We start from the raw sequence: 22,589 nt of genomic DNA on the forward strand, positions 1-22,589 counted from the left end.
GGGCTTTGCCCGGCCACTGGCGTCTTCCCCCTGGGGGGATGGCGTCGCAGGCGACACAAGGGGGTGTCATTTCCTGTCCCAGTCGAAGCGCAGCGGCTGCTTGTCCTTGAAGCGTCGCACCGCGTCCTGGTGGTAGTCGGAGCCACGGCACACAGATTGCGCATAGGACTCCAGCTCGGCGATGGTGCGCGCGTCGCTCTCGAAGGACTGGTTCATGATGGTCTTGGCCATGCCGATGGCAGCGGTGGAGGCCTCGCCAAAACGCCGCGCCAGCGCCAACGCGGCCTCGGTCAACGCGGTGGCGTCGTCCACAATGTCGAACACCATGCCCAGTTGCTTGGCCTCTTCGGCATCGACGGTGCGCGCGGTGAAGACCAGCTCCTTGGCCTTTTGCTGGCCCACGATGCGCGGCAGCAGGTGCATCGCGCCCAGGTCGGGGATCAGCCCAATGCGGCCGAACACCGCGCAGAACTTGGCGCGGCACGTGGCCAGCACGAAGTCGGCTGCCAGCGCCAGGCTCAGGCCCGCGCCGAAGGCCGGGCCGTCCACCGCGGCGATCACGGGCTTTTCCAGGTTCACGAGTTCGGGGAACCACTGGTGCAGCTCGCGCATGCCCTTGCGAAAGGCCAGGCCGGTGCGGCTGGTGTCCAGCATGGCCGAGATGTCGCCGCCCGAGCAGAACGCGCCGCCCGCGCCGGTGAGGATGACCGCGTGCACCTGCGCGTCGTCGCGCATCTGCGCGATGGCGGCGGCCAGGGCCGGGCGCATGGCCTGGTTGAGCGCGTTGCGTGCCTCGGGGCGGTTCAGGGTGATGGTGCCGATGCCGTCCTGCACGGCGGTCAACACGGGGGATGCGCTCATGGCGTGCTCCAGGGTATTTGATTCAGAACGAGCTCCAGCGCTTACCTATGAAGCGCCGGCAGCTCACTTTTTGATAGCTCACGCCAGTTCGGCGAAGCCGTGGCTCAGCACCACCTTGTCGCGTTCGAGCACACGGGCGCGCAGCTGCACCTGCGTCGGTTGGCCGGGCACGCGCCAGATCTCGGTCACCAACGTCTCGCCTGGGTACACGGGGGCGGCAAAGCGGATGTCCAGCGCCTTGAGGCGCGCGGGATCGCCGGCGCAGCACTGGCGCAGCAGCGCGTGCGCCACCAGGCCGTAACTGGCCAGCCCGTGCAGGATGGGGCGCTCGAAGCCGGCCTTGGCGGCCACGGCCGGGTCGGCGTGCAGCGGGTTGTAGTCGCCCATCAAGCGGTAGAGCAGCGCCGCCTCGGGGCGGGTGGGCTGGGTGTCGGTGAAGTCGGGCGCGCGGTCCTGCGGCGTGGGCTGCAGCGCGGGCAGCGGTGCGTCGCTGGGCTGGCCGCCGCCCTGCTGGCTGTAGCCGCCATCCCCGCGCAGAAAGGTCACCTGCTGCACGGTGGCCAGCAGCTCGCCGGCGGCGGTTTCCAGGCGCCGCTCGGTCACCATGATGGCGCCCTTGCCCTCGCCCTTGTCGGTCAGGTGCGTGATGCGGTTGTGGCCCACGACCTCGCAGCTCGCGGGCAGCGGGCGGTGCAGGCGCATGCGCTGCTCGCCGTGCAGGAGCTTGACCCAGTCGATGCCCGTGTCCGGCTCGCGCGCCCAGAAGCCCGGGTAGCCCAGCACCACGGCCTGCGACGGCAGAGCGCGCAGGCCGCCTTCCAGCCCCTCGTAGACGAAGGGCAGCGCGCTGGCGTTCAGCGGATCGTTGCCCAGCCCGAGGCTGAGCGCGTAGAGCATGGTGTCGCGCTCGGTGTACGTCTGGCGGATCACGCCAAAATCGCGCGCCTTCAGGTGGTGATAGTCAATGGCCATCTCAGTTGTCCATAAGGTTGTGTATTGCCAGCGCGCCATGCAACTGGCGCGTCCCCAGGCCAGCGGCCACCGCGCAAGGGCCTGGGCTGGCCGCGCCGCCCCGCCGCGCTGGTGGCGTCCCCCTTCCCGCAGCGCGCAGCGCTGCGAGAGAAGGGGGAAGGCGCGCAGCGCCTCAGGGGGTTGTCTCCGTCACACCGGATCCCAGGAGAACACGTCGCCCGAGCGCTCCATGGGCACGAACGAGCTCTTGAGCGCGGGCATGCCGTGCTCGGCGATGAACTCGGGCGTCCAGCCTTCGCTGCGGTGCACCGAGCGCAGGGGGCGCGGCTGGCTCATCAGGAAAATTTCATTGTTGCGCACGGCGAAGACCTGGGCGTTCACGTCCTTGGCTTGGTCCGACAGCAGGTACACGGCCAGCGGGGCGATCTTGTTGGGCGTCATCTGCTGGATCTTGGCCACGCGCGCCTGCTGCTCGGGCGTGTCGGTGGGGATCGAGCCGATCATGCGGCTCCACGCGAAGGGCGCGATGCAGTTGGAGCGCACATGGAACTTCTGCATGTCCAGCGCGATGGACTTGGACAGCGCCACCAGCCCCAGCTTGGCCGCGCTGTAGTTGGCCTGGCCGAAGTTGCCGATCAGGCCCGAGGTGGAGGTCATGTGCACGAAGGCGCCGCTCTCCTGCTCCTTGAAATGGTTGGCGGCCGCGCGGCTCATGTAGTAACTGCCGTACAGGTGCACCTTGAGCACGGCGTCCCACTCGTCCAGGCTCATCTTGTGGAAGAACCGGTCGCGCAGGATGCCCGCGTTGTTGACCACGCCGTCGATACGGCCGAAGTGGTCCAGCGCGCACTGGATGATGCGGCCCGCCGCGGCGGCCTCGGCCACGCTGTCCATGTTGGCCACGGCCTGGCCGCCGGCGGCCTTGATCTCCTCGACCACTTTCTGCGCGGGGCCGGCGTCGGTGCCTTCGCCCGTGGTGGAGGTGCCGATGTCGTTCACCACCACCTTGGCCCCGGCGGCGGCCAGCGCCAGCGCCATGTCGCGCCCTATGCCGCCGCCAGCCCCCGTTACCACCACCACCTTGTCCTGCACCATCTTCTGCGCCATGTCTGTCGTCCTTTGTTTGCGATAGGAAATCAATGGCTGCGAGCATGACGGCAAAGGGCCGCCTGCGCTATTCGGCAATCGCAAGGGCGGGCTTCGGCCCCATGAAAGCGGCGCGAAGACCCCGGGGGCTTCATGGGCGCCGAAGAGGCGCTTTCACAAACGCGGATTGCGCGGGTGTCGGCCAGACCGCACGATGGCGACCATGACCGAACCCACCATCGACACCGCCCAGCTCGCGCACCTGCAGACCTGGCAGGGCCAAAGCGAAACCCTGAGCGACACCCTCACGGCCACGCCCATCGCGGCGCTGTCGGCCACGCTGGACCGCGACGACCCCGCGCCGGCCCCCGGCACCACCGTGCCGCCGCTGTGGCACTGGCTGTACTTCCTGCCGCATGCGCGCCAGAGCGAGATCGGCCCGGACGGGCACCCCAAGCGCGGGGGCTTTCTGCCGCCCGTGCCGCTGCCGCGCCGCATGTGGGCAGGGGGGCGCCTGCGCTGGGAAATGCAGGGAGATGGTGCCAACCCGCTGCAGGTGGGCCAGCAGGTGCAGCGCACCTCCACCATCCAGTCCGTCAAGCACAAGGCCGGGCGCTCGGGCGAGTTGCTCTTCGTGCTGGTGGAGCACCAGTACCGCAACGCGCAGGGCCTGGCGCTGACCGAGGAGCACGACATCGTCTACCGCTCTGCCGCCCAACCCGGCGACCCGGCCCCCACGCCACAAAAGCCGCCGCTGGAGGGCCAGGCCGCCTGGTCGCGCACCATCGTGCCCGACGACGTGCTGCTGTTTCGCTACTCCGCGCTCACCTTCAACGGCCACCGCATCCATTACGACCGCAAGTACGTGACCGAGGTCGAGGGCTACCCCGGCCTGATCGTGCACGGCCCGCTGATCGCCACGCTGCTGCTGGACCTGCTGCGCCGCAGCCTGCCCGGCGCGCAGGTGCTCACGTTCGACTTCCGCGCCGTGCGCCCCACCTTTGACCTGCACCCGTTCAGCGTGCACGGCAAGCCCTCCAGCGACGGCAAGACCGTGGAGCTGTGGGCCCAGGACCACGAGGGCTGGCTGACCATGCAGGGCACCGCCACGCTGGCCTGAACACTACCAAATCCATAGCTGCTGGCGCTTGCTGCATCAGCGCCAGAGACTAAAAACACTTGAAAACCACCATGATCCACCAGCCCGACCAGTACCAGGAAATCCGCGACGCCGTGCGCGCTCTGTGTGCCCAGTACCCTGACGAATACTTCCGCAAGGTCGATGAGGCCCGCGCCTACCCCGAGGCCTTTGTCGATGCCCTGACCCAGGCCGGCTGGATGGCCGCACTGATTCCGCAGGAGTACGGCGGCTCGGGCCTGACCATGGCCGAGGCCTCGGTCATCATGGAAGAGATCAACCGCAGCGGCGGCAACTCCGGCGCCTGCCACGGCCAGATGTACGTGATGAACGCCATCGTGCGCAGCGGCAGCGAAGCCCAGAAGCAGAAATACCTGCCCAAGATTGCCTCGGGCGAGCTGCGCATCCAGTCCATGGGCGTGACCGAGCCCACCACGGGCAGCGACACCACCAAGCTCAAGACCAGCGCCGTCAGGAAGGACGGCCGCTGGGTCATCAACGGCCAGAAGGTCTGGATCTCGCGCATCCAGCACAGCGATTTGATGATTTTGCTGGCGCGCACCACGCCGGCCGATCAGGTGAAAAAGCGCTCCGACGGCCTGTCGTGCTTCCTGATCGACCTGCACCAGGCGATTGGCAACGGCCTCACCGTGCGCCCCATCCTGAACATGGTCAACCACGAGACCAACGAACTGTTCTTCGACAACCTCGAGATCCCCGAGGACGCGCTGCTGGGCGAAGAAGGCAAGGGCTTCAAGACCCTGCTGGACGGCCTGAACGCCGAGCGCACGCTGATCGCCGCCGAGTGCATTGGCGATGGTTACTGGTTCATCGACCGGGCCAGCAAATACGCCAAGGAGCGCGTGGTGTTCAACCGCCCCATCGGCCAGAACCAGGGCGTGCAGTTCCCGATTGCTGACGCTTTCATCGAGCTGGAAGCCGCCAACCTGATGCGCTGGAAGGCCTGCGAGAAGATCGACGCCCACCAGAACGCGGGCGCCGAGGCCAACATGGCCAAGTACCTGGCGGCCAAGGCCAGCTGGGAAGCGGCCAACGTCTGCCTGCAGACCCACGGCGGCTTTGGCTTCGCGTGCGAATACGACATCGAGCGCAAATTCCGCGAAACCCGCCTGTACCAGGTGGCGCCGATTTCGACCAACATGATCTACAGCTACGTGGCCGAGCACATCCTGGGCTTGCCCCGTTCGTTCTGAGATGAACAACCCCCTGAGCGGCTGCGCCGCTTCCCCCTTCTCTCGCGCTTCGCGCGGGAAGGGGGACGACGCCAGCGCGGCGGGGCGGCCCTTGCGCGGCGTCTGCTGGCTTGGGTCGCGCCGGTCGCAAGCGCCGCTCACCGCGCTCATACAGGGAACGACTGACCCATGACAAAAACCGTACGCCCCCTCGACGGCATCACCGTCGTCTCGCTGGAACACGCGGTGGCCGCGCCGTTCTGCACGCGCCAGCTGGCCGACCTGGGCGCGCGCGTCATCAAGGTGGAGCGCCCCGGCAGCGGCGACTTCGCGCGCGGCTACGACCAGCGCGTGAAGGGCCAGTCGTCGCACTTCACCTGGATCAACCGCAGCAAGGAGAGCCTGGCGCTCGATGTGAAGCAGCCCCAGGCCAAGGCCGCGCTGCTGCAGCTGCTCAAGACCGCCGACGTGCTGGTGCAGAACCTCGCGCCCGGCGCCGCCGCACGCATGGGCCTGTCGTATGAAGCGCTCAAGGCGCACAACCCCAAGCTCATCGTGTGCGACATCAGCGGCTACGGCGCGGATGGCCCGTACCGCGACAAGAAGGCCTACGACCTGCTGATCCAGAGCGAGGCGGGGTTCCTGTCCGTCACGGGCACGCCCGAGACGCCATCCAAGTCCGGCATCTCGGTGGCCGACATTGCCGCGGGCATGTATGCCTACACCAACATCCTGTCGGCCCTGCTGCTGCGCGGCAAGACAGGCGAGGGCAGCCACATCGACGTGTCCATGCTCGAAGCCATGGGCGAGTGGATGGGCTATCCGATGTACTACGCCTTTGGCGGCGCGCCGCCGCCGCCGCGCACCGGCGCATCGCACGCCAGCATCTACCCCTATGGCCCGTTCGTGGCGGGCGATGGCAAGACGGTGATGCTGGGCCTGCAGAACGAGCGCGAATGGAAGGCCTTTTGCGACACGGTGCTGCAGCGCCCCGAAGTGGCCACGGACGCGCGCTTCTGTTCCAACGCCCAGCGCAACGCCCACCGCGACGCGCTGCAGGCGCTGATCCTGCAAGAGTTCTCCACGCTCAGCGCCGCCCAGGTCGTCGAGCGGCTGGACCAGGCGGGCATCGCCAACGCCCGCGTGAACGACATGGCCGACCTGTGGGCGCACCCGCAGCTGGCCGCACGCCAGCGCTGGATCGAAGTGGATTCCCCCGTGGGCCGCATCCCGGCGCTGCTGCCGCCCGGCGTGAACAGCGCGTTCGATTACCGCATGGACGCCGTGCCCGCCGTGGGCCAGCACAACGCCGCCATCCTGGCCGAGCTGGGCTGGAGCGCCGAGCAGATCGACGCCCTGCAGGCCCCGCAACCTCTTTGACGCAAAAACCATAGCTGCTAGCGCTTGATACGCCTGCCCGGGAGCCCGAAATGAAGCAAGAAACCCAAGTCACCATCCATCCCCTGGCCCAGTTTGCCGCCACGCTGCAGTGGAGCGACGTGCCCGCCCCCGTGCAGCGCCGCACCGAAGACCTGTGGGTGGACTGGTTCGGCTCCGTGCTGGCCGGCTGCCGCGCGCGGCCCGTGGCCAGCATCACGCGCTTTGCCCTGTCGCAAGGCCCTGCCAGCGGCCCGGCCGAGGTGATCGGCCACGGCGCCACCAGCAGCCCCATGATGGCCGCGCTGGCCAATGCCGCGGCCAGCCATGTGGCCGAGCAGGACGATGTGCACAACGGCTCGGTGTTCCACCCGGCGGCCGTGGTCTTTCCGCCCGCGCTGGCCGTGGCGCAAAGCATCGGCGCCAGCGGCGCGCAGCTCATGGCGGCCTGCGTGGCGGGCTATGAGGTCGGCATCCGCGTGGGCGAATTCTTGGGCCGCAGCCATTACAAGGTGTTCCACACCACGGCCACGGCCGGCACGCTGGCGGCGGCCGCTGCCGTGGGGCGCCTGCTGGATCTCACGCCCGCGCAGATGCAGCACGCCTTTGGCTCGGCCGGCACGCAGTCGGCGGGGCTGTGGGAATTTTTGCGCACCGCGGCCGACAGCAAGCAGCTGCACACGGCCCACGCCGCCGCGGCCGGCCTGATGTCCGCCTACCTGGCCCAGGACGGCTTCACCGGCGCGCAGGACATCTTCACCGGGCCGCAGGGCCTGGCCGCGGGCATGTCCAGCGACGCCAATCCGGCCAAGCTCACCGAGGGCCTGGGCACCCGTTGGGCCACGGCCGAGACCAGCTTCAAATGGCATGCTTCGTGCCGCCACACGCACCCTGCCGCCGACGCACTGCAGCAGGTGATGCGCGAGCACGGCCTGGCGCCCGCCGACATCGCCCAGGTGACCTGCCATGTGCACCAGGGTGCCATCGACGTGCTGGGGCCTGTGGTCTCGCCCACCACGGTGCACCAGAGCAAGTTCTCCATGGGCACGGTGCTGGCGCTGGCCGCGCGCTTTGGCCATGCGGGTTTGACCGAATTCGACGAGCAGTTCCTGGCCCCGGACACTGTGACCTTGCGCGAGAAGGTGCGCATGGTGCTGGACCCCGAGGTGGACGCCGCTTACCCGCAGCGCTGGATCGGCAAAGTCACCGTGCAGACGACCGACGGCCGCACGCTGGCCGGGCGTGTGGAAGAGCCCAAGGGCGACCCCGGCAACACCCTCTCGCGCGAGGAACTCACGGCCAAGGCCCTGCGCCTGGCCGCCTACGGCGGCGCGGTGTCCGACGCGCAGGCCCAGGCGGCCGTGCAGCGCCTGTGGCAAGTGCAGGAGTGGCCGCGCACGCAGCATCTGCTGGGCTGACCGGCGGTCCCGCCTGCGCCGCGGCCCATGATCCCCCCAGGGGCGCAGAAGACGCCCTCTTCACCACCACCGACAAGGAGACATACGCATGACCGCACGCTTCATCCCGATTTCCAGGCGCACCACCTTCGGCGCCATCGCCGCGGCCTGCGCGGCGCTGGCCTTGGGCGGCCCTGCCGCCGCCAACACCTGGCCTGAAAAGAGCGTCACCCTGGTCGTACCCTACAGCGCCGGCGGCCCCACCGACGTGGTGGCGCGCCTGCTGGCCGTGCCCATGGGTCAGTCGCTGGGCCAGACGGTGGTGGTGGAGAACACCGTGGGCGCGGGCGGCACGCTGGCTCCCGCGCGCATCGTGCGCTCCAAGCCCGACGGCTACACCATCCTGATCCATCACATGGGCATGGCCACGGCCCCGGCGCTGTACAAGAAGCTGCCCTATGACCCCCTCAAGGACTTCGAGTACATCGGCCAGGTGCTGGACGTGCCCATGACGCTGCTGTCGCGCAAGGACTTCCCGGCCAACACCTTCCCCGAGCTGCTGGACTACGTGAAGAAGAACCAGGACAAGGTGTCGCTGGCCAACGCGGGCGTGGGTGCCGTGTCGCAGCTGTGCGGCATGCTGTTCATGCACCAGGTGGGCGTGAAGCTGACCACCGTGCCCTACAAGGGCGCCGGCCCGGCCATGAACGACCTGATGGGCGGCCAGGTGGACCTGCTGTGCGACCAGACCACGCAGACCGCCCCGGTGATCCAGGATGGCAAGCGCGCCAAGGTGTTCGGCGTGACCACGCCGCAGCGCCTGGCATCCATGCCCAACATTCCCACGCTGGACGAGCAGGGGCTCAAGGGCTTCGACGTGAAGGTGTGGCACGGCATGTACGCCCCCAAGGGCACGCCCAAGGACGTGATCGAGAAGCTCAACAAGGCGTTGAACGTGGCGATCAAGGACGAGAACGTGAAAAAGCGCATTGCCGAGCTGAGCTCTGACCTGGTCTCGCCCGACAAGGCCACGCCCGAAGGCCTGCGCAAGCACCTGGAAGCCGAGGTGGCGCGCTGGGACAAGGTCATCAAGGCCGCCGGCGTGAGCGCGGAGTAATCTCGCCCGTTTGCCCCGGCTGGCACGCTGCCGGCCGGGGCGCATGCACCACAAGGCACCCCATGATCGACCGGCTGGACCACCTCGTGCTCACCACCGCCCATGAAGCGCGGTGCGTGCACTTCTACTGCACCGTGCTGGGCATGGCGCTGCAGACCTTTGGTGAAGGCCGCAAGGCCTTTGTGTTCAACGGGCAGAAGATCAACCTGCACATCCAGGGCCGCGAGTTCGAGCCCAAGGCCCTGCACCCGATGCCGGGCGCGCTGGACTTGTGCTTCATTGCGTCCATCCCGCTGGCGCAGGTGCAGCAGCGCCTGGCCGAGCACGGCATTGCCATCGAATGCGGCCCGGTGCAGCGCACCGGCGCGCGTGGCCCCATCCGCTCGGTCTACGTGCGCGACCCGGACCACAACCTGATCGAAATCGCCGAATACGCCTGACCCGCGCTGTTCTCGCCTGCCTGCTTCCCATGACCGACTCCGTGCGCCACGCCTGCTCCTTCCTCTTCGTTCCCGCCACCCAGCCCGAGCGGCTGCCCAAGGCCCTGGCCAGCGGCGCCGACCTGGTGATTGCCGACTGGGAGGACGCCGTGGCCCCCGCCGACAAGGAACGCGCCCGCACCGCCCTGGCCGACGCGCTGGCCACCCTGCCGGCCCCGCAGCGCGCGCGGCTGCTGGTGCGCATCAACAGCGAGGCAACCCCCTGGTTTGCGGCCGATCTGCAGGCGTTGGCACAACTCACCGCCCAGGGCTTGGCCGGCGCCGTGGTGCCCAAGGCCGAGCGCGCGCAGACCCTGCAGGCCGTGGCCCAGGCCGCCGGGCCGCAGGCTGCGCTGGTGCCGCTGGTGGAAAGCGTGGCGGGCCTGGCCGCCGCCGACGCGCTGGCTGCCGCGCCGCAGGTGGCGCGGCTGGCCTTCGGGCACATCGACTTCCAGGTGGACGCGGGCATGGCCTGCGGCGAAACCGAAGAAGAACTGCTGCCCGTGCGCATGGCCCTGGTGCTCGCCTCGCGCCGCGCGGGGCTGGCCGCGCCCATCGACGGCGTGACGGTGGACACGCGCAATCCCGAGCGCATGGGCCGCGATGCCGAGCGCGCGCGGCGCATGGGCTTTGGCGGCAAGCTGTGCATCCACCCGGCGCAGGTGCCAGTGCTGCATGCCGCGTTCGACCCCGATGAGGCCGCCGTGACCCATGCGCAGCGCGTGCGGCAGGCGCTGGAGCAGGCGGGCGGCGGCGTGTGCGTGCTGGACGGCCGCATGGTCGATGCACCAGTGCTGGCGCAGGCCGAGCAGACCTTGCTGCGCCACGCACGGGCGCTGCAGCGCCTGGCGAGGGTCTGAAGGCGCGCTCCGGTTTCGTGACTGCAGCTCTGCCGCGCGCCGGCACAATCACCGGCGTGCCCCTACCGTCATTCTTCCCTCGATGAGACTCTTCCGTACACAACCGCTGTGGGTCATGCTGCTCACGCTGCTGTCGGGCTTTGCGCTGAGCCAGGCTTACCGCACCACCACCGCCATCGTGGCCCAGGGCCTGCAGGCAGATTTCGGCCTGCAGGCTTCCTCGTTGGGGGCTTTTGCCGGACTGTTTGGTTTGTCGTTCGGCATTGCGCAACTGCTGATGGGCATCGCACTGGACCGCTACGGCCTGCGCCGCACAGTGCTGGTGGCTGCGCCCCTGGGCATCGCTGGTGCGGCCCTGTCTGCGCTGGCGCCCAGCTATGGCTGGCTGATGGTCGGTCAGGTGCTGATCGGGGTGGGCTATTCACCCGCCTTCGTGGCCTGCACGCTGTTCATTGCGCGCTATTTCGCGGCCGACCGGTTTGCCTTTTTCTCGGGCCTGAGCATGGGCCTGGGCGGGCTGGGGTTGCTGTTCACCGGCACACCGCTGGCCTGGGTGGTGCAGCACTGGGGCTGGCGTGCCGGCTTTGGCCTGCTGGCAGGCCTGAGCCTGCTGTCATGGCTGTTGATTTATGCGCTGGTGCATGAACCGGTACGTGCCGATACCGCACACCGTCCAGCCAGCAGCTGGGGGGAGGCGCTGACGGGCATGGGACGGCTCTTTACCGTGCCACACACCTGGGGCATCGTGATCCTCGGCATGTCGTGCTACGCGGCCTTTTTGTCGCTGCGCGGCCTGTGGCTGGGGCCTCTGCTGATCGACCGCTACGGTTTTTCGCTGGTGGACAGTGGCAACGTGGCGCTGGTGTTGTCGCTGATTGCGCTGTTCACCCCCGCCGCTTTCGGCCGCATGGACCCGGGCCCCGCCCGGCGCCGCACCTGGGTGGGCCGCGCTTCGCTGTCGATGGCCGGCCTGTTCGCCATCATGGCCTGGGTCAACAACGCCCAGGCCACGGTGGCGCTGATGATCGCGATGGGGCTGCTGTCAGGCTACAGCATCTTGCAGTATGCCGACGTGCGCTCGTCCTACCCCAACGAACAGACGGGGCGCGCCCTGTCGCTCTACACCATGGCCATGTTTCTGGGGGTGGCGCTGATGCAATCGCTGACCGGCGCCGTGGCCGCCTGGGCCACCAGCGCCGGGCTGGAGCCCTACCGCGCGGTGTTGCTGTGCATCGCCGCCTGGCTGGCGCTGGCGTCACTGGCCTTCAGGCTGCTGCCAGCGTCCGCGCTGCTCCAGCAACGGTAACCAGGGCCGCGCGGGAGACTGCCCCGCGCAACGCGCTCAGCGCTGGCGCCACACGGCCCGCGCGCCGGACTGGCCCAGTCCTTCCATGACCGACTGCGTATGCGCGCCGGGCGCACAGGCCTCGCCCGGCTCGTAGGCGGCACCATCAAAGCGGGGCGCGGGTGCCGCCTGTAGCACCCCCTGGCGTTCGGCATACACACCCCGCGCACGCATGTGCGGGTGCTGCGCCGCCTCGACGGGGCTGAGCACGGCGCCAAAACAGGCGTCGGTGGGCTCCAGCAGCGCCTGCCAGTGCGCACGCGGCTGCGCCAGGAACAGCGCGGCCAGCCGCGCGCGGCGCACCGGCCAGGCGGCCTTGTCCCATTGCGACCCGGTGAAATCGGGGTCCTCGGCCAGCCCCAGCACCTGCAGCAGCAGGGTGTAGAACTGCGGCTCGATAGCGCCCACGGTGACGTAATGGCCATCGGCGCAGACATAGGTGTCGTAGAAGGGCGCGCTGTCGTGGATGCTCTGGCCGCGCACATCGGCCACCAGGCCGCTCTGGCGCGCACTCAGCATCAGGTTCAGCATATGGGCCGAGCCGTCCACGATGGCTGCGTCCACCACCGTGCCGCGGCCCGTGGCGCGCGCCTGCACGATGCCCGACAGCAGCCCCGTCATCAGGTACATGGCACCGCCGCCGATGTCGCCAAGCACGGCGAAAGGCGAGACGGGCCGCGCGTCCGCCGGACTGCAGCCCCACAGCGCGCCGCTGACGGCGGCATAGTTCGTGTCGTGCCCCGCACGCGGTGCCAACGGTCCGCTCTGGCCCCAGCCCGTCATGCGCCCGTACACCAGGCGCGGGTTGACCGCCAGGCACTCCTCGGGGCCCAGACCCAGGCGCTCCATCACGCCAGGGCGCATGCCCTCGATGAGCGCATCGGCCTCGGCCACCAGGGCCAGCACCAACTGGCGGCCCTCCTCGGTCTTGAGATCGGCAAACACCGAGCGCTTGCCGCGATTGAGCAAGGCGCCGGTGGTCTCGCGGCCCTTCGTCTCGCGCACCACGGAAATGACGTCCGCACCCAGGTCGGCCAGGTGCATCGCACAAAACGGCCCCGGCCCCAGGCCGCCAATCTCCAGTACGCGCACGCTGTCCAGAACCTTCACGATGTCTCCTTGGTAGATGTTGTATGGGTGGCGGGCGCGGGTATCAGGTGAGGCCGGAGGCCCCGAGCACGCTCTCCACCGAGCGCACCAGCGTGCGCAGGCGCGGGCCCAGGTCTGTCTCCAGCCGGGCGTACATGGGGCTGAACACCGGCACCGAGACGGCGAACACCCAGAGTTCCCCGTCCTGCGGCTGCGACATGGGCACGGCGATGGATTCGATCTCGCGGTGCAGGTCGCCGTGGCTGCGGCAGAAGCCGTGGCGCGCAAAGTCGTCGCGCGCGTCCGTCAGGCGCTGCTCCAGCCACGCGGCGCGCTGCGGGTCGTTGCGCTGCAGGTCCTGCAGGTAGGCCTTGCGCTCATCCTCGGCCATGCCCAGCAGATAGGCGCGGCCCGTGGCCGTGCGCGACAGCGAGATGGGCACGCCGATTTCCTGGCGGAACACGGTGTTGCCCATGCCGTTGGCCAGCTCCACCATGCACAACCGGCGCTTGTGGCCCACGGCCAGCTGCACCTGCCCCTCGGTCAGGTCGGCCAGCGCCTGCATGTGCGGCCGGGCGAACTGGCGCAGGGCCATGCGCGTGAGCACGGGCGAGGACAACTGCAGCAGGCCCAGGCCGGGCACGTACTTGGACAGCCGCTCCGAATAGCGCAGCAGGCCCAGCTCGCACAGCGTGTCCGTCAGGCGAAACAGCGTGGGCTTGGGCAGGCCGGTCAGGTCCATCAGCTCCTTGGCGCTGAGTTCCTGGCACTTGCTGGAGAAGCACCGCAATATGGAAACGCCACGCACCAGGGCGCTGACCAGTTTGCCGTCCGGATCTGCGTTCACGTTCACATTGACCTCAAAAAGCTTGAGATTTTCACCTGTTCAAAGTCAGGTCTGCGGCCACTGGAAGGGCATCGGCCTTTTCTCCAGGAAGCAGCGCACGGCCTCGCGGTGCTCGGGCGTGCCCATGGCCAGGGCCTGGGCGTTGGCCTCCTGCTCCAGCAACGACGGCAGGTCGCTCGCGGCCAGCGCGAGCGAGCGCTTGATCAGGCTCAGCGCCACGGGCGATGCGCCCACGAAGCTGCGCGCAATCGCCTGGGCGCGCGCCTGCAGCGCATCGGGCTCTACCAGCTCGGCGGCAATGCCCAGGCGCAGCGCCTCTTCGGCTTGCACCTCGCGGCCCGACAGCATGAGTTCGCGCGCACGCTGCACGCCTACCACGCGCGGCAGGGTGTAGAACGCCGCGCAGTCCGGCACCACGCCCACGCGGATGAACGACATGGCAAAGCGCGCGCGGGTGCTGGCGATGATGAAGTCCGCCGCCAGCGCCAGGCTGAAGCCCGCGCCATAGGCCGCGCCATCGACGGCAGCAATCACCGGCTTGTCCAGCAGCACCAGGTCCTTGAGCCAGTCGTGCAGGCTGGTCAGGCGCTGGCGCCAGCCGCCGTTGTCCAGCCCGCTGGCGGCGATGTTGGAGAGGTCGCCGCCCGAGCAGAAATGCGCGCCCGCGCCCGTCAGCACCAGCGCGCGGATGGCCGGGTCGGCCTGCACCTGGCGCACCACCGCGGCCATCTCCCCGCGCATGGCGGGGTCGAAGGCGTTGCGCTTGGCGGGGTTGCTCAGGGTCAGCGTGGCCACGCCGTCCTGCACCTCGAAAACGATGCGCTCGTAGACCTGGCTCATGCCGCGCTCCGCGGCACGTACGACGCGCGCATGTCGCGCCCGCCGCGTAGCGACGATCCGCCGTCCACCGGGATGACGGCGCCCGTCACGTAGCCCGCCTGCGGCGACGAGAGGAACAGCGCCATGTTCGCAATGTCATCGAGCGTGCCCATGCGCTGCAGCGGCACGGTGGCCACGGCATTCGCCAGCGCCTCGGGCGTGGGCGCCAGGCGCCGCATGCCCTCGGTGTCGCCGATCGGGCCGGGCGCGATGGCGTTCATGCGCACGCCCACCTCGCCCCATTCCATGGCCAGCACGCGCGTCATCATGTCGATGCCGGCCTTGGCGGCGCAGGCATGCACCTGGTACATGGTGGGGTTCACGCCCTGCGGCGCCGAGATGTTGATGACGCTGGCGCCCGGTTTCTTGAGCATCGGGTACGCCAGGCGCAGCACGTGGAAGCTGCCGTTCAGGTCGATGTCGATCACGGTCTTGAAGCCGTTGGGCGACAGGTCGGCCGCGGGCGCGATGAAGTTGCCCGCTGCGCCGGAGATCAGCACGTCGATGTCACCGAACTGCGCATGCGCCTGGCGCAGCGCGGCGTCCACCGCAGCGGGGTCGCGCACGTCGGCACTGATGCCCAGCGCCTGCGCCCCCAGCGCGCGCAGGCCTTCGGCCGCCTGCTGCACCTTGTCGGGCGAGCGGCTCATGACCACCACGTGGGCGCCCGCGCGGGCAAACGCCTGGGCGATGCCGAGGTTGATGCCGCTGGTGCCGCCGGCCACGAAGACGTGGTGGCCTGCGAAGGAGGAGGACTCAGCCATGGCGCCCTCCTTTCAGTCCAGCTGCAGCTTCTGGCTGCGGATCAGCGCGCCCCAGTCCTGCCGGTCGCGCTCCACCATCTGCGAGAACTGCTCGGGCGGCATGCCGCCGGGGCGGCCGCCCAGCTCGCGGTAGCGTTGGACCACGGCCGGGTCCTGCAGCACGGCGATGAGGTTGTCGGTGAGCTTCTTCACGACGGCCGGCGGCGTCTTGGCGGGCACGAAGAAGCCCATCCAGCCCACCTTGTCGAAGTCCTTCATGCCCAGCTCGGTCATGGTAGGCACGTCGGGCAGCTCGGGCTCGCGCGTGGCGCCGGTCACGGCCAGCGCACGCAGCTTGCCATTCTTCACATGGCCCAGCGACCCCGTGAGGTTGTCGAACATGAACTGGGTCTCGCCGGCCACGATGGCCATGGTGGCAGGCGCCGAGCCCTTGTAGGGCACATGCACCACGTCCACCCCCGCACTCTGGCGCAGCAGCTCGCCCATGAGGTGCGTGGTCTGGCCCACGCCCGCGGACGAGAAGGCCAGCTTGCCCGGCTCGCGCTTGGCCGTGGTGACAAGCTCCTTCAGGCTCTTGATGGGCGACTTCACCGGCACGACCAGCACGTTGGCGAACGAGATCATGTCGGTCAGCGCCACGAAGTCCTCGGCCTTGTAGGGGAGCTTCTGGTAGGCGGTGTAGTTGATGGCGTTGGAGCCGGTGTTGCCCACCAGCACGGTGTAGCCGTCCGGCTGCGCGCGCGCCACAAGGCTGCTGCCCAGCGAGCCGCCCGCGCCGGGCTTGTTGTCCACCACGATGGGCTGGCCCAGCCGCTCGCTGAGCTTTTGCGCCATGAAGCGCACGGGCGTGTCGGTGGTGCCGCCAGCCGCGCCGGGCACGACGAAGGTGATGGGGCGTGTGGGCCAGGCGGCGTCGGCCCGTGCGGGGTGCGACGCCGTCAGGGCGGCCAGGCCCAGCAGGGCGGTGGCGCCTGCGAGGCGCAGCGCGTGGCGGCGGTGAGGGAATGGCATGGTGGTGTCTCCTGGGGTCCTTGCGGCACTGCGGCCGCTTTTGCTATGAATTAAATAGCTATCAGCGCTTGATGGAAGGGCGTCAACGCCTCTTTTCCCTCAAGCGCCCTTCCAGACCGGCGCGCGCTTCTCGGCAAAGGCCGCAGCGCCCTCGCGTGCGTCCTGCGAGGCGAATACCGGCGCGGTGATGGCGGCCTGGCGCTCGAACATCTCGGCCTGCGACCAGTCGGCCGATTCCTGTGCCACGCGCTTGCTGGCGATCAGCGCCAGCGGCCCGTTGGCGGCCACGGCCTGGGCCAGCTCCAGGGCGGCGTCCAGCGCTTGGCCGGGCTCGACCAGGCGGTTGACCAGTCCATGGGCCTGCGCGCGCTCGGCGCTGAACATCTCGCCCGTGAGGATGGCTTCCATCGCCACGTGGTAAGGCAGGCGCCTGGGCAGGCGCAGCAGCCCGCCGGCCGCGGCGGCCAGGCCGCGCTTGACCTCGGGAAGGCCGAATTGGGCCGTCTTGGCGGCGACGATCAGGTCGCAGGCCAGCACGGTTTCAAAGCCGCCGGCCAGGGCATAGCCCTCCACGGCCGCAATCAGCGGCTTGCGCGGGGGCTGCTGCGTGAGTCCCAAAAACCCCCGCCCCGGCAGGCTGGGGCGCTTGCCCTGCAGAAAGCCCTTCAGGTCCATGCCGGCGCAGAACGTGCCGCCCGCGCCGGTGATGACGCCCACCTGCAGCGCGGGGTTGCGGTCCAGCTCGTCCAGCGCCGCCGCCATGGCCTCGGCCATCTCCAGCGTGGCGGCGTTGCGCGCCTCGGGGTTGCTCAGCGTCATGACCAGCACGTTGCCGCGCACTTCGACCCATACCGTGGATGCCATCACAAATTCCTTTCAGTTGTTCGCCGGGTTACATGGCCCGTGTCGCATGCAACCGGCACCTCGGTCAATTACTCCGAAGGCCGCGGAGCAGGCCACGCCAGCAGACGCCGCGGAGCCGGCTTTGCCGGGCCACTGGCGTCGTCCCCCTTCCCGGAGCGCGAAGCGCGCAGAGAGAAGGGGCTGAGGGGCGCGGCTCCAAGCCTGCCTGCGCAGGCTTGGACGTCCCCGAAGCGCTGTCGCCTCTGGCGGCTGCACGGAGGGGCGCTCCTCAGGGGGTTGTTATCTAGGCGCCATGCGGATGGCCCCATCCAGGCGGATGGTTTCGCCGTTGAGCATGGGGTTCTCGAGGATGTGCAGCGCCGTCATCGCGTACTCGCTGGGGTGGCCCAAGCGCGCGGGGTTGGGCACCGACGCGCCCAGCGACTGGCGCACGGCCTCGGGCAGCTTGGCCAGGATGGGCGTATCGAACAGGCCCGGTGCGATGGTGCACACGCGGATGAACTTGGACGCCAGGTCGCGCGCCGCCACGATGGTCATGCCGATCACGCCGGCCTTGGACGAGGCATAGGGAATCTGGCCGATCTGCCCCTCGTAACCCGCCACCGAGGCGGTGAGCACGCACACGCCGCGCTCGCCGTCGATGGGTTCGTTCTTGGCCATGGCAACGGCCGCCAGGCGCAGCGTGTTGAAGGTGCCGATCTGGTTCACGCGGATGATGTTGATGTACTTCTCCAGCGAGCCGGGGCTGCCGTCCTTTTCGATCAGGCGCACCGGGCCGCCGATGCCCGCGCAGTGCACCAGCGCGCGGAAGTTGCCGAAGGCCTCGGCCGCGGCGATGGCCTGCTGCATCTGGCCTTCGTCGGACACATCGGCCTTCACATAGCGCAGGCGGCCGGCGTATTGCTGTTCCATGGCCTGGCCGCGCTCGTCGTTCAGGTCCACGGCCACCACGTTCAAACCACGCTCCAGCAGCGCGATGGCCGAGGCCTCGCCCAGGCCCGAGACCCCGCCCGTGACGAGGGCGGTCATTCCTTGTTGCAGCTTCATGCTTCTTTCCTCATTTTGGCTTCCAGCACCCGTCCATCAAGCGCCGGCAGCTATCAACTCAATAGTTACAGACGTTCGATGATGGTGGCGTTGGCCATGCCGCCGGCCTCGCACATGGACTGCAGGCCGTAGCGCTGGCCGCTGTCTTCCAGCGCGTGCAGCATGGTGGTCATCAGGCGCAAGCCCGAGGCGCCCAGCGGGTGCCCCAGGGCGATGGCACCGCCGCGCGGGTTCAGGCGCTCGCCGTCGGCCTTCAGCTCCTTCTGCCACGCCAGGGGCACGGAGGCGAAGGCCTCGTTGATCTCGTAGTGGTGGATGTCGTCCAGCTTCATCTTGGCCTTGGCCAGCACGCGCTGCGTGGCCGGGATGGGCGCGGTGAGCATGTACAGCGGGTCGTCGCCCACCACGTCGAAGGCCACGAAACGCGCACGGGGACGCAGGCCCAGCTGCTGGGCACGCTGCTCGCTCATGATGAGCATGGCGCTGGCGCCGTCGGTCATCTGCGAGGCGTTGCCGGCCGTGGTGGCCCACTGGATCTGCGGGAACCGCGCGGACAGCTCCGCGTTCTCGAACACGGCCTTCAGGCCGGCGAGCTTGTCCACCGTGGTGCCGGCGCGGATGGTCTCGTCTGCCGTCACGCGGCCGGCAGGGGTGTCGATGCCCACGATCTCGCGCGCAAAGCCTCCGCTGGACTGCGCCGCGTGGGCACGCTGGTGCGAGCGCGCGGCATAGGTGTCCAGCGCGGTGCGGTCCAGGCCCCATTGGGCGGCCACCAGGTCGGCCGAGACACCCTGCCCCACCAGGCCGGGGGCGTAGCGGGCGTCAAAGCGCGTACCGGTGGTGTTCTTGCCCATGCGCGAGCTGCCCATGGGCACGCGGCTCATGGACTCCACGCCGCAGGCGATCACGATGTCCTGCGTGCCCGCCATGATGGCCTGCGCCGCGAAGTGCACGGCCTGCTGGCTGGAGCCGCACTTGCGGTCGATGGTGGTGGAGGGCACGTGCGCAGGCAGGCCCGCGGCCAGCCAGGCCAGGCGCCCGGGCGTGCCCGCCTGCTCGCCGGCTTGGCTCACGCAGCCGCAGATCACGTCGTCCACCGTGCCGGGATCCAACTGGTTACGGGCGACCAGTTGCTCCAGCACCTGCGAGAGCAGGTCCACAGGATGCACCTCGGCCAGTGCGCCATCGGGCTTGGCCCGGGCCATGGGGCTGCGGATGGCATCGACGATGACGGGAATATTCATGCTGACTCCATGTGTTTGTGAGACAAATGATCCATTAAAAATGATTTTCAGCCGGTTTGAATGTGCTGAAGACCGTGTTTACCCGATGTGTTTTGGTCTTTGCGCCTGAAAAAATCGTCTCACACAACATTTTTGTGAGACATGCATTTCGCATTTTTGGGTGACTCCAGTCCCCATGGCGGCGCACCGAGGAGCAACGGGTGACAGGTATGCAGGACTTCTTTGGCCGCGCGGCGGCAGCTCCCGACCGGGTGGTACTGGTCATGGCCGAGACAGGCGCGCGCTTCACCGCCGGCGAAGTGGCGCAACGTGCCCTGGCGATGGCGCAGTGGCTCCACACCCAGGGCCTGCAGGCGGGCGAGCGCTTCGCGGTGGTGCTGGAAAACCGCGTCGAGATCCTGGCGCTGGCGCTGGCGGCCCGGCAGGCCGGCCTGTATGCCGCCGTGCTCAGCACGCACCTGACACCGGCCGAGGTGGCCTACATCGTGCAGGACTGTGGCGCGCGGCTGGTGGTGGCGTCCGCCAAGACCCTGCCCCAGCTGGCCGAGTTGCAGGCCCACCATCCCCTGCCCTGCTGGACGGTGGACGAGGCCCCTGCGCAAGCCGCGTCAGTGCAGGCCCCATCGCTACAGGCCGCGCTCGACGCCCTGCAGGGGCCGCCTGCGGACTTCGCCGACCGCCCGCTGGGCCGCGACCTGCTGTATTCGTCGGGCACCACGGGCCGGCCCAAGGGCGTGCTCAAGCCCCTGTGGCCCGCCCACCTGCGCGGCCAGACCGACCCCGAGGCGCTGGGCACGGCGCGCATCATGGGCATGGGCGAAGACACCGTGTACCTCTCGCCCGCGCCGCTGTACCACGCCGCGCCGCTGCGCTACACGCTGCGCGTGCTGGAGCTGGGCGGGCAGGCCGTGATCATGGAGCGCTTCGACGCCGAGACCGCCCTGGCCCTCATCGAGCGCTACCGCGTCACCCACAGCCAGTGGGTGCCCACCATGTTCGGCCGCATGCTCAAGCTGCCCGAGGCCGTGCGCCAGCGCTACGACCTGTCCAGCCACCGCGTGGCCATCCATGCCGCCGCGCCCTGCCCGGTGGATGTGAAGCGCGCCATGCTGGACTGGTGGGGCGACATCCTGATGGAGTACTACGCGGGCTCCGAGGGCTGCGGCACGACGATGATCAACTCGGCCGAGTGGCGCCAGCGCCCCGGCTCGGTGGGCCGCCCCACCACGGGCCAGCTGCACATCGTGGGCGACGACGGGCAGGAGCTGCCCGCGGGCGAGATCGGCCAGGTGTACTTCTCGGGCGGCGGGCAGTTCAGCTACCTCAACGATCCCGAGAAAACCCGCCAGGCCATCGATGAGCGCGGCTGGATCACCTATGGCGACATCGGCCACGTGGATGCCGAGGGCTACCTTTACTTAAGCGACCGGCGCGCGGACCTGATCCTCTCGGGCGGCGTCAACCTCTACCCGCAGGAGATCGAGAACGCCCTGCTGCGCCACCCCGACGTGTACGAGGTGGCGGTGGTGGGCGTGCCCCACCCCGACTTCGGCGAACAGCCCCTGGCGGCCGTGGTGCTGCGCCACGGCGCGCAGGCCTCGCTGGACACGGCACGCGCCATTGCCGCCCAGGCGGCCGAGGTGCTGGCGCGCATGAAGCTGCCCCAGCGCGTGGTGTTCGTCGAGGCGCTGCCGCGCCTGGAGACCGGCAAGCTGCTGCGCCGCAAGCTCAAAGAACGCTTTCGCGAGGAGCCGCAGGCGGGCTTTGCCCTGCGCGACTCCTGAAACCATAGCTGACAGCGCCCTCCGAACAAGCGCTGCAGGCCCATTTGATCATTAATTTTGAGACACCCACCATGCAAGACCTGATCCAGCGCACCGTCTACCGCGAAGACCACGAACAGTTCCGTGACGCCGTGCGCCACTTCTTCGACAAGGAAATCGTGCCCCACCTGGCCGAATGGGAGCGCAACGGCATCGTGCCCAAGGAGGTGTGGCGCAAGGCCGGCCGCGAGGGGCTGCTCAACACCATGCTGCCCGAGCCCTACGGCAGCGGCGGCGACTTCGGCCACGCGGCCGTGCTGATCGAGGAAGTGGGCCGCACCAACGCCACGGCGCTGGGCTTTCCGCTGCACTCGGACATCGTGGCGCCCTACATCTACGCCTACGGCAACCAGGAGCAGCACGACCGCTGGCTGCCCAAGATGGCCGCTGGCGACATGATTGGCGCCATCGCCATGACCGAGCCCGGCGCGGGCAGCGACCTGAAGTCCGTGCGCACCACGGCCAAGCGCGAGGGCGACCACTACGTCATCAACGGTGCCAAGACCTTCATCACCAACGGCATCAATTCCGAGATCGTGATCGTGGTCTGCAAGACCGCGCCCGATCTGGGCGCCAAGGGCGTGTCGCTGATCGTGGTGGAAGACGGCACCCCGGGTTTCAGCAAGGGCCGCAAGCTGGAGAAGATCGGCCTGATGGGGCAGGACACCTCCGAACTGTTCTTCGACAACGTGAAGGTGCCCGTGGGCAACCTGCTGGGCGAAGAGAACATGGGCTTCAAGTACCTGATGCAGGAGCTGGCCCAGGAGCGCCTGGTGGTGGCGGTGCGCGCGGCCCGCAGCATCGAGTCCTTCCTGCAAAAGACCATCGACTACACGCGTGAGCGCAAGGCCTTCGGCCAGACCGTATTCGAGTTCCAGAACACGCGCTTCAAGCTGGCCGAGGCCAAGGCCCAAGCCACCATGCTGCGCACCTTCGTGGACGAATGCATGAAGCTGCACATGGAACGCAAGCTGACCCCCGAGCGCGCCGCCATGGTCAAGCTCAACGCCACGGCGCTGCAGAACAAGCTGCTCGACGAGTTCCTGCAACTGCACGGCGGCTACGGCTACATGACCGAATACCAGGTGGGCCGCGCCTGGACCGATGCCCGCATCGGCCGCATCTACGGCGGCAGCGACGAGATCATGAAGGAAATCATCGCCCGCACGCTGTAGCACGAGCCATTCCCTTTCTAC

The 22,589-nt window shown here is 68.8% G+C and carries 21 protein-coding genes; 10 read left to right on the forward strand and 11 right to left on the reverse strand.

The features are described 5' to 3' along the window. Positions 1–66: 66 nt before the first annotated feature. The 3 genes from BA022_RS14565 to BA022_RS14575 form a co-directional block, all read right to left on the reverse strand. The gene (locus BA022_RS14565; RefSeq protein WP_088887928.1) at positions 67–861 is read right to left on the reverse strand and encodes an enoyl-CoA hydratase/isomerase family protein; all 795 of its coding nucleotides are present in this window, start codon (positions 859–861) and stop codon (positions 67–69) included. Positions 862–939: 78 nt separating this feature from the next. Further along, a complete protein-coding gene (locus BA022_RS14570; protein ID WP_088887929.1) occupies positions 940–1,833 on the reverse strand; it encodes a MaoC family dehydratase in 894 nt (297 codons plus the stop codon). Between the two features lie 189 nt (positions 1,834–2,022). Further along, positions 2,023–2,940, reverse strand: a complete 918-nt coding sequence (locus tag BA022_RS14575) for an SDR family NAD(P)-dependent oxidoreductase (protein ID WP_088887930.1) — start codon at positions 2,938–2,940, stop codon at positions 2,023–2,025. 193 nt (positions 2,941–3,133) lie between these two features. On the opposite strand from BA022_RS14575, the gene BA022_RS14580 reads away from it, so the two are divergent. The 8 genes from BA022_RS14580 to BA022_RS14615 all read left to right on the forward strand — a co-directional run bounded on the left by BA022_RS14580 (position 3,134) and on the right by BA022_RS14615 (position 11,786). Continuing rightward, complete coding sequence (locus tag BA022_RS14580) at positions 3,134–4,039, forward strand: HTD2 family dehydratase (RefSeq protein ID WP_088887931.1); 906 nt, start codon at positions 3,134–3,136, stop codon at positions 4,037–4,039. 71 nt (positions 4,040–4,110) lie between these two features. Further along, complete coding sequence (locus BA022_RS14585) at positions 4,111–5,271, forward strand: acyl-CoA dehydrogenase family protein (RefSeq protein ID WP_005799452.1); 1,161 nt, start codon at positions 4,111–4,113, stop codon at positions 5,269–5,271. Positions 5,272–5,439: 168 nt separating this feature from the next. Continuing rightward, positions 5,440–6,630, forward strand: coding sequence for a CaiB/BaiF CoA transferase family protein (locus BA022_RS14590; RefSeq protein ID WP_088887932.1), 1,191 nt, complete (start codon positions 5,440–5,442; stop codon positions 6,628–6,630). A gap of 50 nt (positions 6,631–6,680) precedes the next feature. After that, positions 6,681–8,045, forward strand: a complete 1,365-nt coding sequence (locus BA022_RS14595; protein ID WP_088887933.1) for an MmgE/PrpD family protein — start codon at positions 6,681–6,683, stop codon at positions 8,043–8,045. Between the two features lie 88 nt (positions 8,046–8,133). Next, positions 8,134–9,141 (forward strand): tripartite tricarboxylate transporter substrate binding protein BugD, encoded by a 1,008-nt coding sequence (locus BA022_RS14600; RefSeq protein ID WP_088887934.1) that lies wholly within the window; start codon positions 8,134–8,136, stop codon positions 9,139–9,141. Positions 9,142–9,203: 62 nt separating this feature from the next. After that, complete coding sequence (locus BA022_RS14605; RefSeq protein ID WP_088887935.1) at positions 9,204–9,581, forward strand: VOC family protein; 378 nt, start codon at positions 9,204–9,206, stop codon at positions 9,579–9,581. Positions 9,582–9,610: 29 nt separating this feature from the next. Then, the gene (locus BA022_RS14610; RefSeq protein ID WP_088887936.1) at positions 9,611–10,480 is read left to right on the forward strand and encodes an HpcH/HpaI aldolase/citrate lyase family protein; all 870 of its coding nucleotides are present in this window, start codon (positions 9,611–9,613) and stop codon (positions 10,478–10,480) included. 82 nt (positions 10,481–10,562) lie between these two features. After that, entirely contained in the window at positions 10,563–11,786 is a 1,224-nt protein-coding gene (locus tag BA022_RS14615) for an MFS transporter (protein WP_012655235.1), read from the forward strand. 36 nt (positions 11,787–11,822) lie between these two features. Here BA022_RS14615 and BA022_RS14620 read toward each other — a convergent pair whose 3' ends face one another. The 8 genes from BA022_RS14620 to BA022_RS14655 all read right to left on the reverse strand — a co-directional run bounded on the left by BA022_RS14620 (position 11,823) and on the right by BA022_RS14655 (position 19,570). Next, entirely contained in the window at positions 11,823–12,935 is a 1,113-nt protein-coding gene (locus tag BA022_RS14620; protein WP_088887937.1) for a CaiB/BaiF CoA transferase family protein, read from the reverse strand. Between the two features lie 43 nt (positions 12,936–12,978). After that, complete coding sequence (locus BA022_RS14625; RefSeq protein WP_088887938.1) at positions 12,979–13,767, reverse strand: IclR family transcriptional regulator; 789 nt, start codon at positions 13,765–13,767, stop codon at positions 12,979–12,981. Positions 13,768–13,806: 39 nt separating this feature from the next. After that, positions 13,807–14,601: an enoyl-CoA hydratase/isomerase family protein gene (locus BA022_RS14630; protein ID WP_088887939.1), complete on the reverse strand. Its 795-nt coding sequence runs from the start codon at positions 14,599–14,601 to the stop codon at positions 13,807–13,809. Then, positions 14,598–15,404 (reverse strand): SDR family oxidoreductase, encoded by an 807-nt coding sequence (locus BA022_RS14635; protein WP_088887940.1) that lies wholly within the window; start codon positions 15,402–15,404, stop codon positions 14,598–14,600. The genes BA022_RS14630 and BA022_RS14635 overlap by 4 nt, the downstream gene beginning before the upstream one ends. Before the next feature lie 12 nt (positions 15,405–15,416). After that, positions 15,417–16,415 carry a Bug family tripartite tricarboxylate transporter substrate binding protein gene (locus BA022_RS14640; RefSeq protein WP_088887941.1) on the reverse strand — a complete coding sequence of 333 codons (999 nt, stop codon included), beginning with the start codon at positions 16,413–16,415 and terminating at the stop codon, positions 15,417–15,419. A 99-nt stretch (positions 16,416–16,514) separates the two neighbouring features. Beyond that, positions 16,515–17,279: a crotonase/enoyl-CoA hydratase family protein gene (locus tag BA022_RS14645; protein WP_088887942.1), complete on the reverse strand. Its 765-nt coding sequence runs from the start codon at positions 17,277–17,279 to the stop codon at positions 16,515–16,517. Between the two features lie 279 nt (positions 17,280–17,558). Then, the gene (locus tag BA022_RS14650) at positions 17,559–18,326 is read right to left on the reverse strand and encodes an SDR family NAD(P)-dependent oxidoreductase (protein ID WP_088887943.1); all 768 of its coding nucleotides are present in this window, start codon (positions 18,324–18,326) and stop codon (positions 17,559–17,561) included. Between the two features lie 65 nt (positions 18,327–18,391). Further along, complete coding sequence (locus BA022_RS14655) at positions 18,392–19,570, reverse strand: thiolase family protein (RefSeq protein ID WP_088887944.1); 1,179 nt, start codon at positions 19,568–19,570, stop codon at positions 18,392–18,394. A 209-nt stretch (positions 19,571–19,779) separates the two neighbouring features. Between BA022_RS14655 and BA022_RS14660 the strand changes: the two genes are divergently transcribed. Both BA022_RS14660 and BA022_RS14665 read left to right on the forward strand, forming a co-directional pair. Beyond that, positions 19,780–21,354 carry an AMP-binding protein gene (locus BA022_RS14660; RefSeq protein WP_088887945.1) on the forward strand — a complete coding sequence of 525 codons (1,575 nt, stop codon included), beginning with the start codon at positions 19,780–19,782 and terminating at the stop codon, positions 21,352–21,354. A gap of 71 nt (positions 21,355–21,425) precedes the next feature. Next, positions 21,426–22,568, forward strand: coding sequence for an acyl-CoA dehydrogenase family protein (locus BA022_RS14665; RefSeq protein ID WP_088887946.1), 1,143 nt, complete (start codon positions 21,426–21,428; stop codon positions 22,566–22,568). Positions 22,569–22,589: the final 21 nt, after the last annotated feature.

This window comes from Diaphorobacter nitroreducens, from assembly GCF_002214645.1.
Taxonomy (GTDB): Bacteria; Pseudomonadota; Gammaproteobacteria; order Burkholderiales; family Burkholderiaceae_C; genus Diaphorobacter; species Diaphorobacter nitroreducens.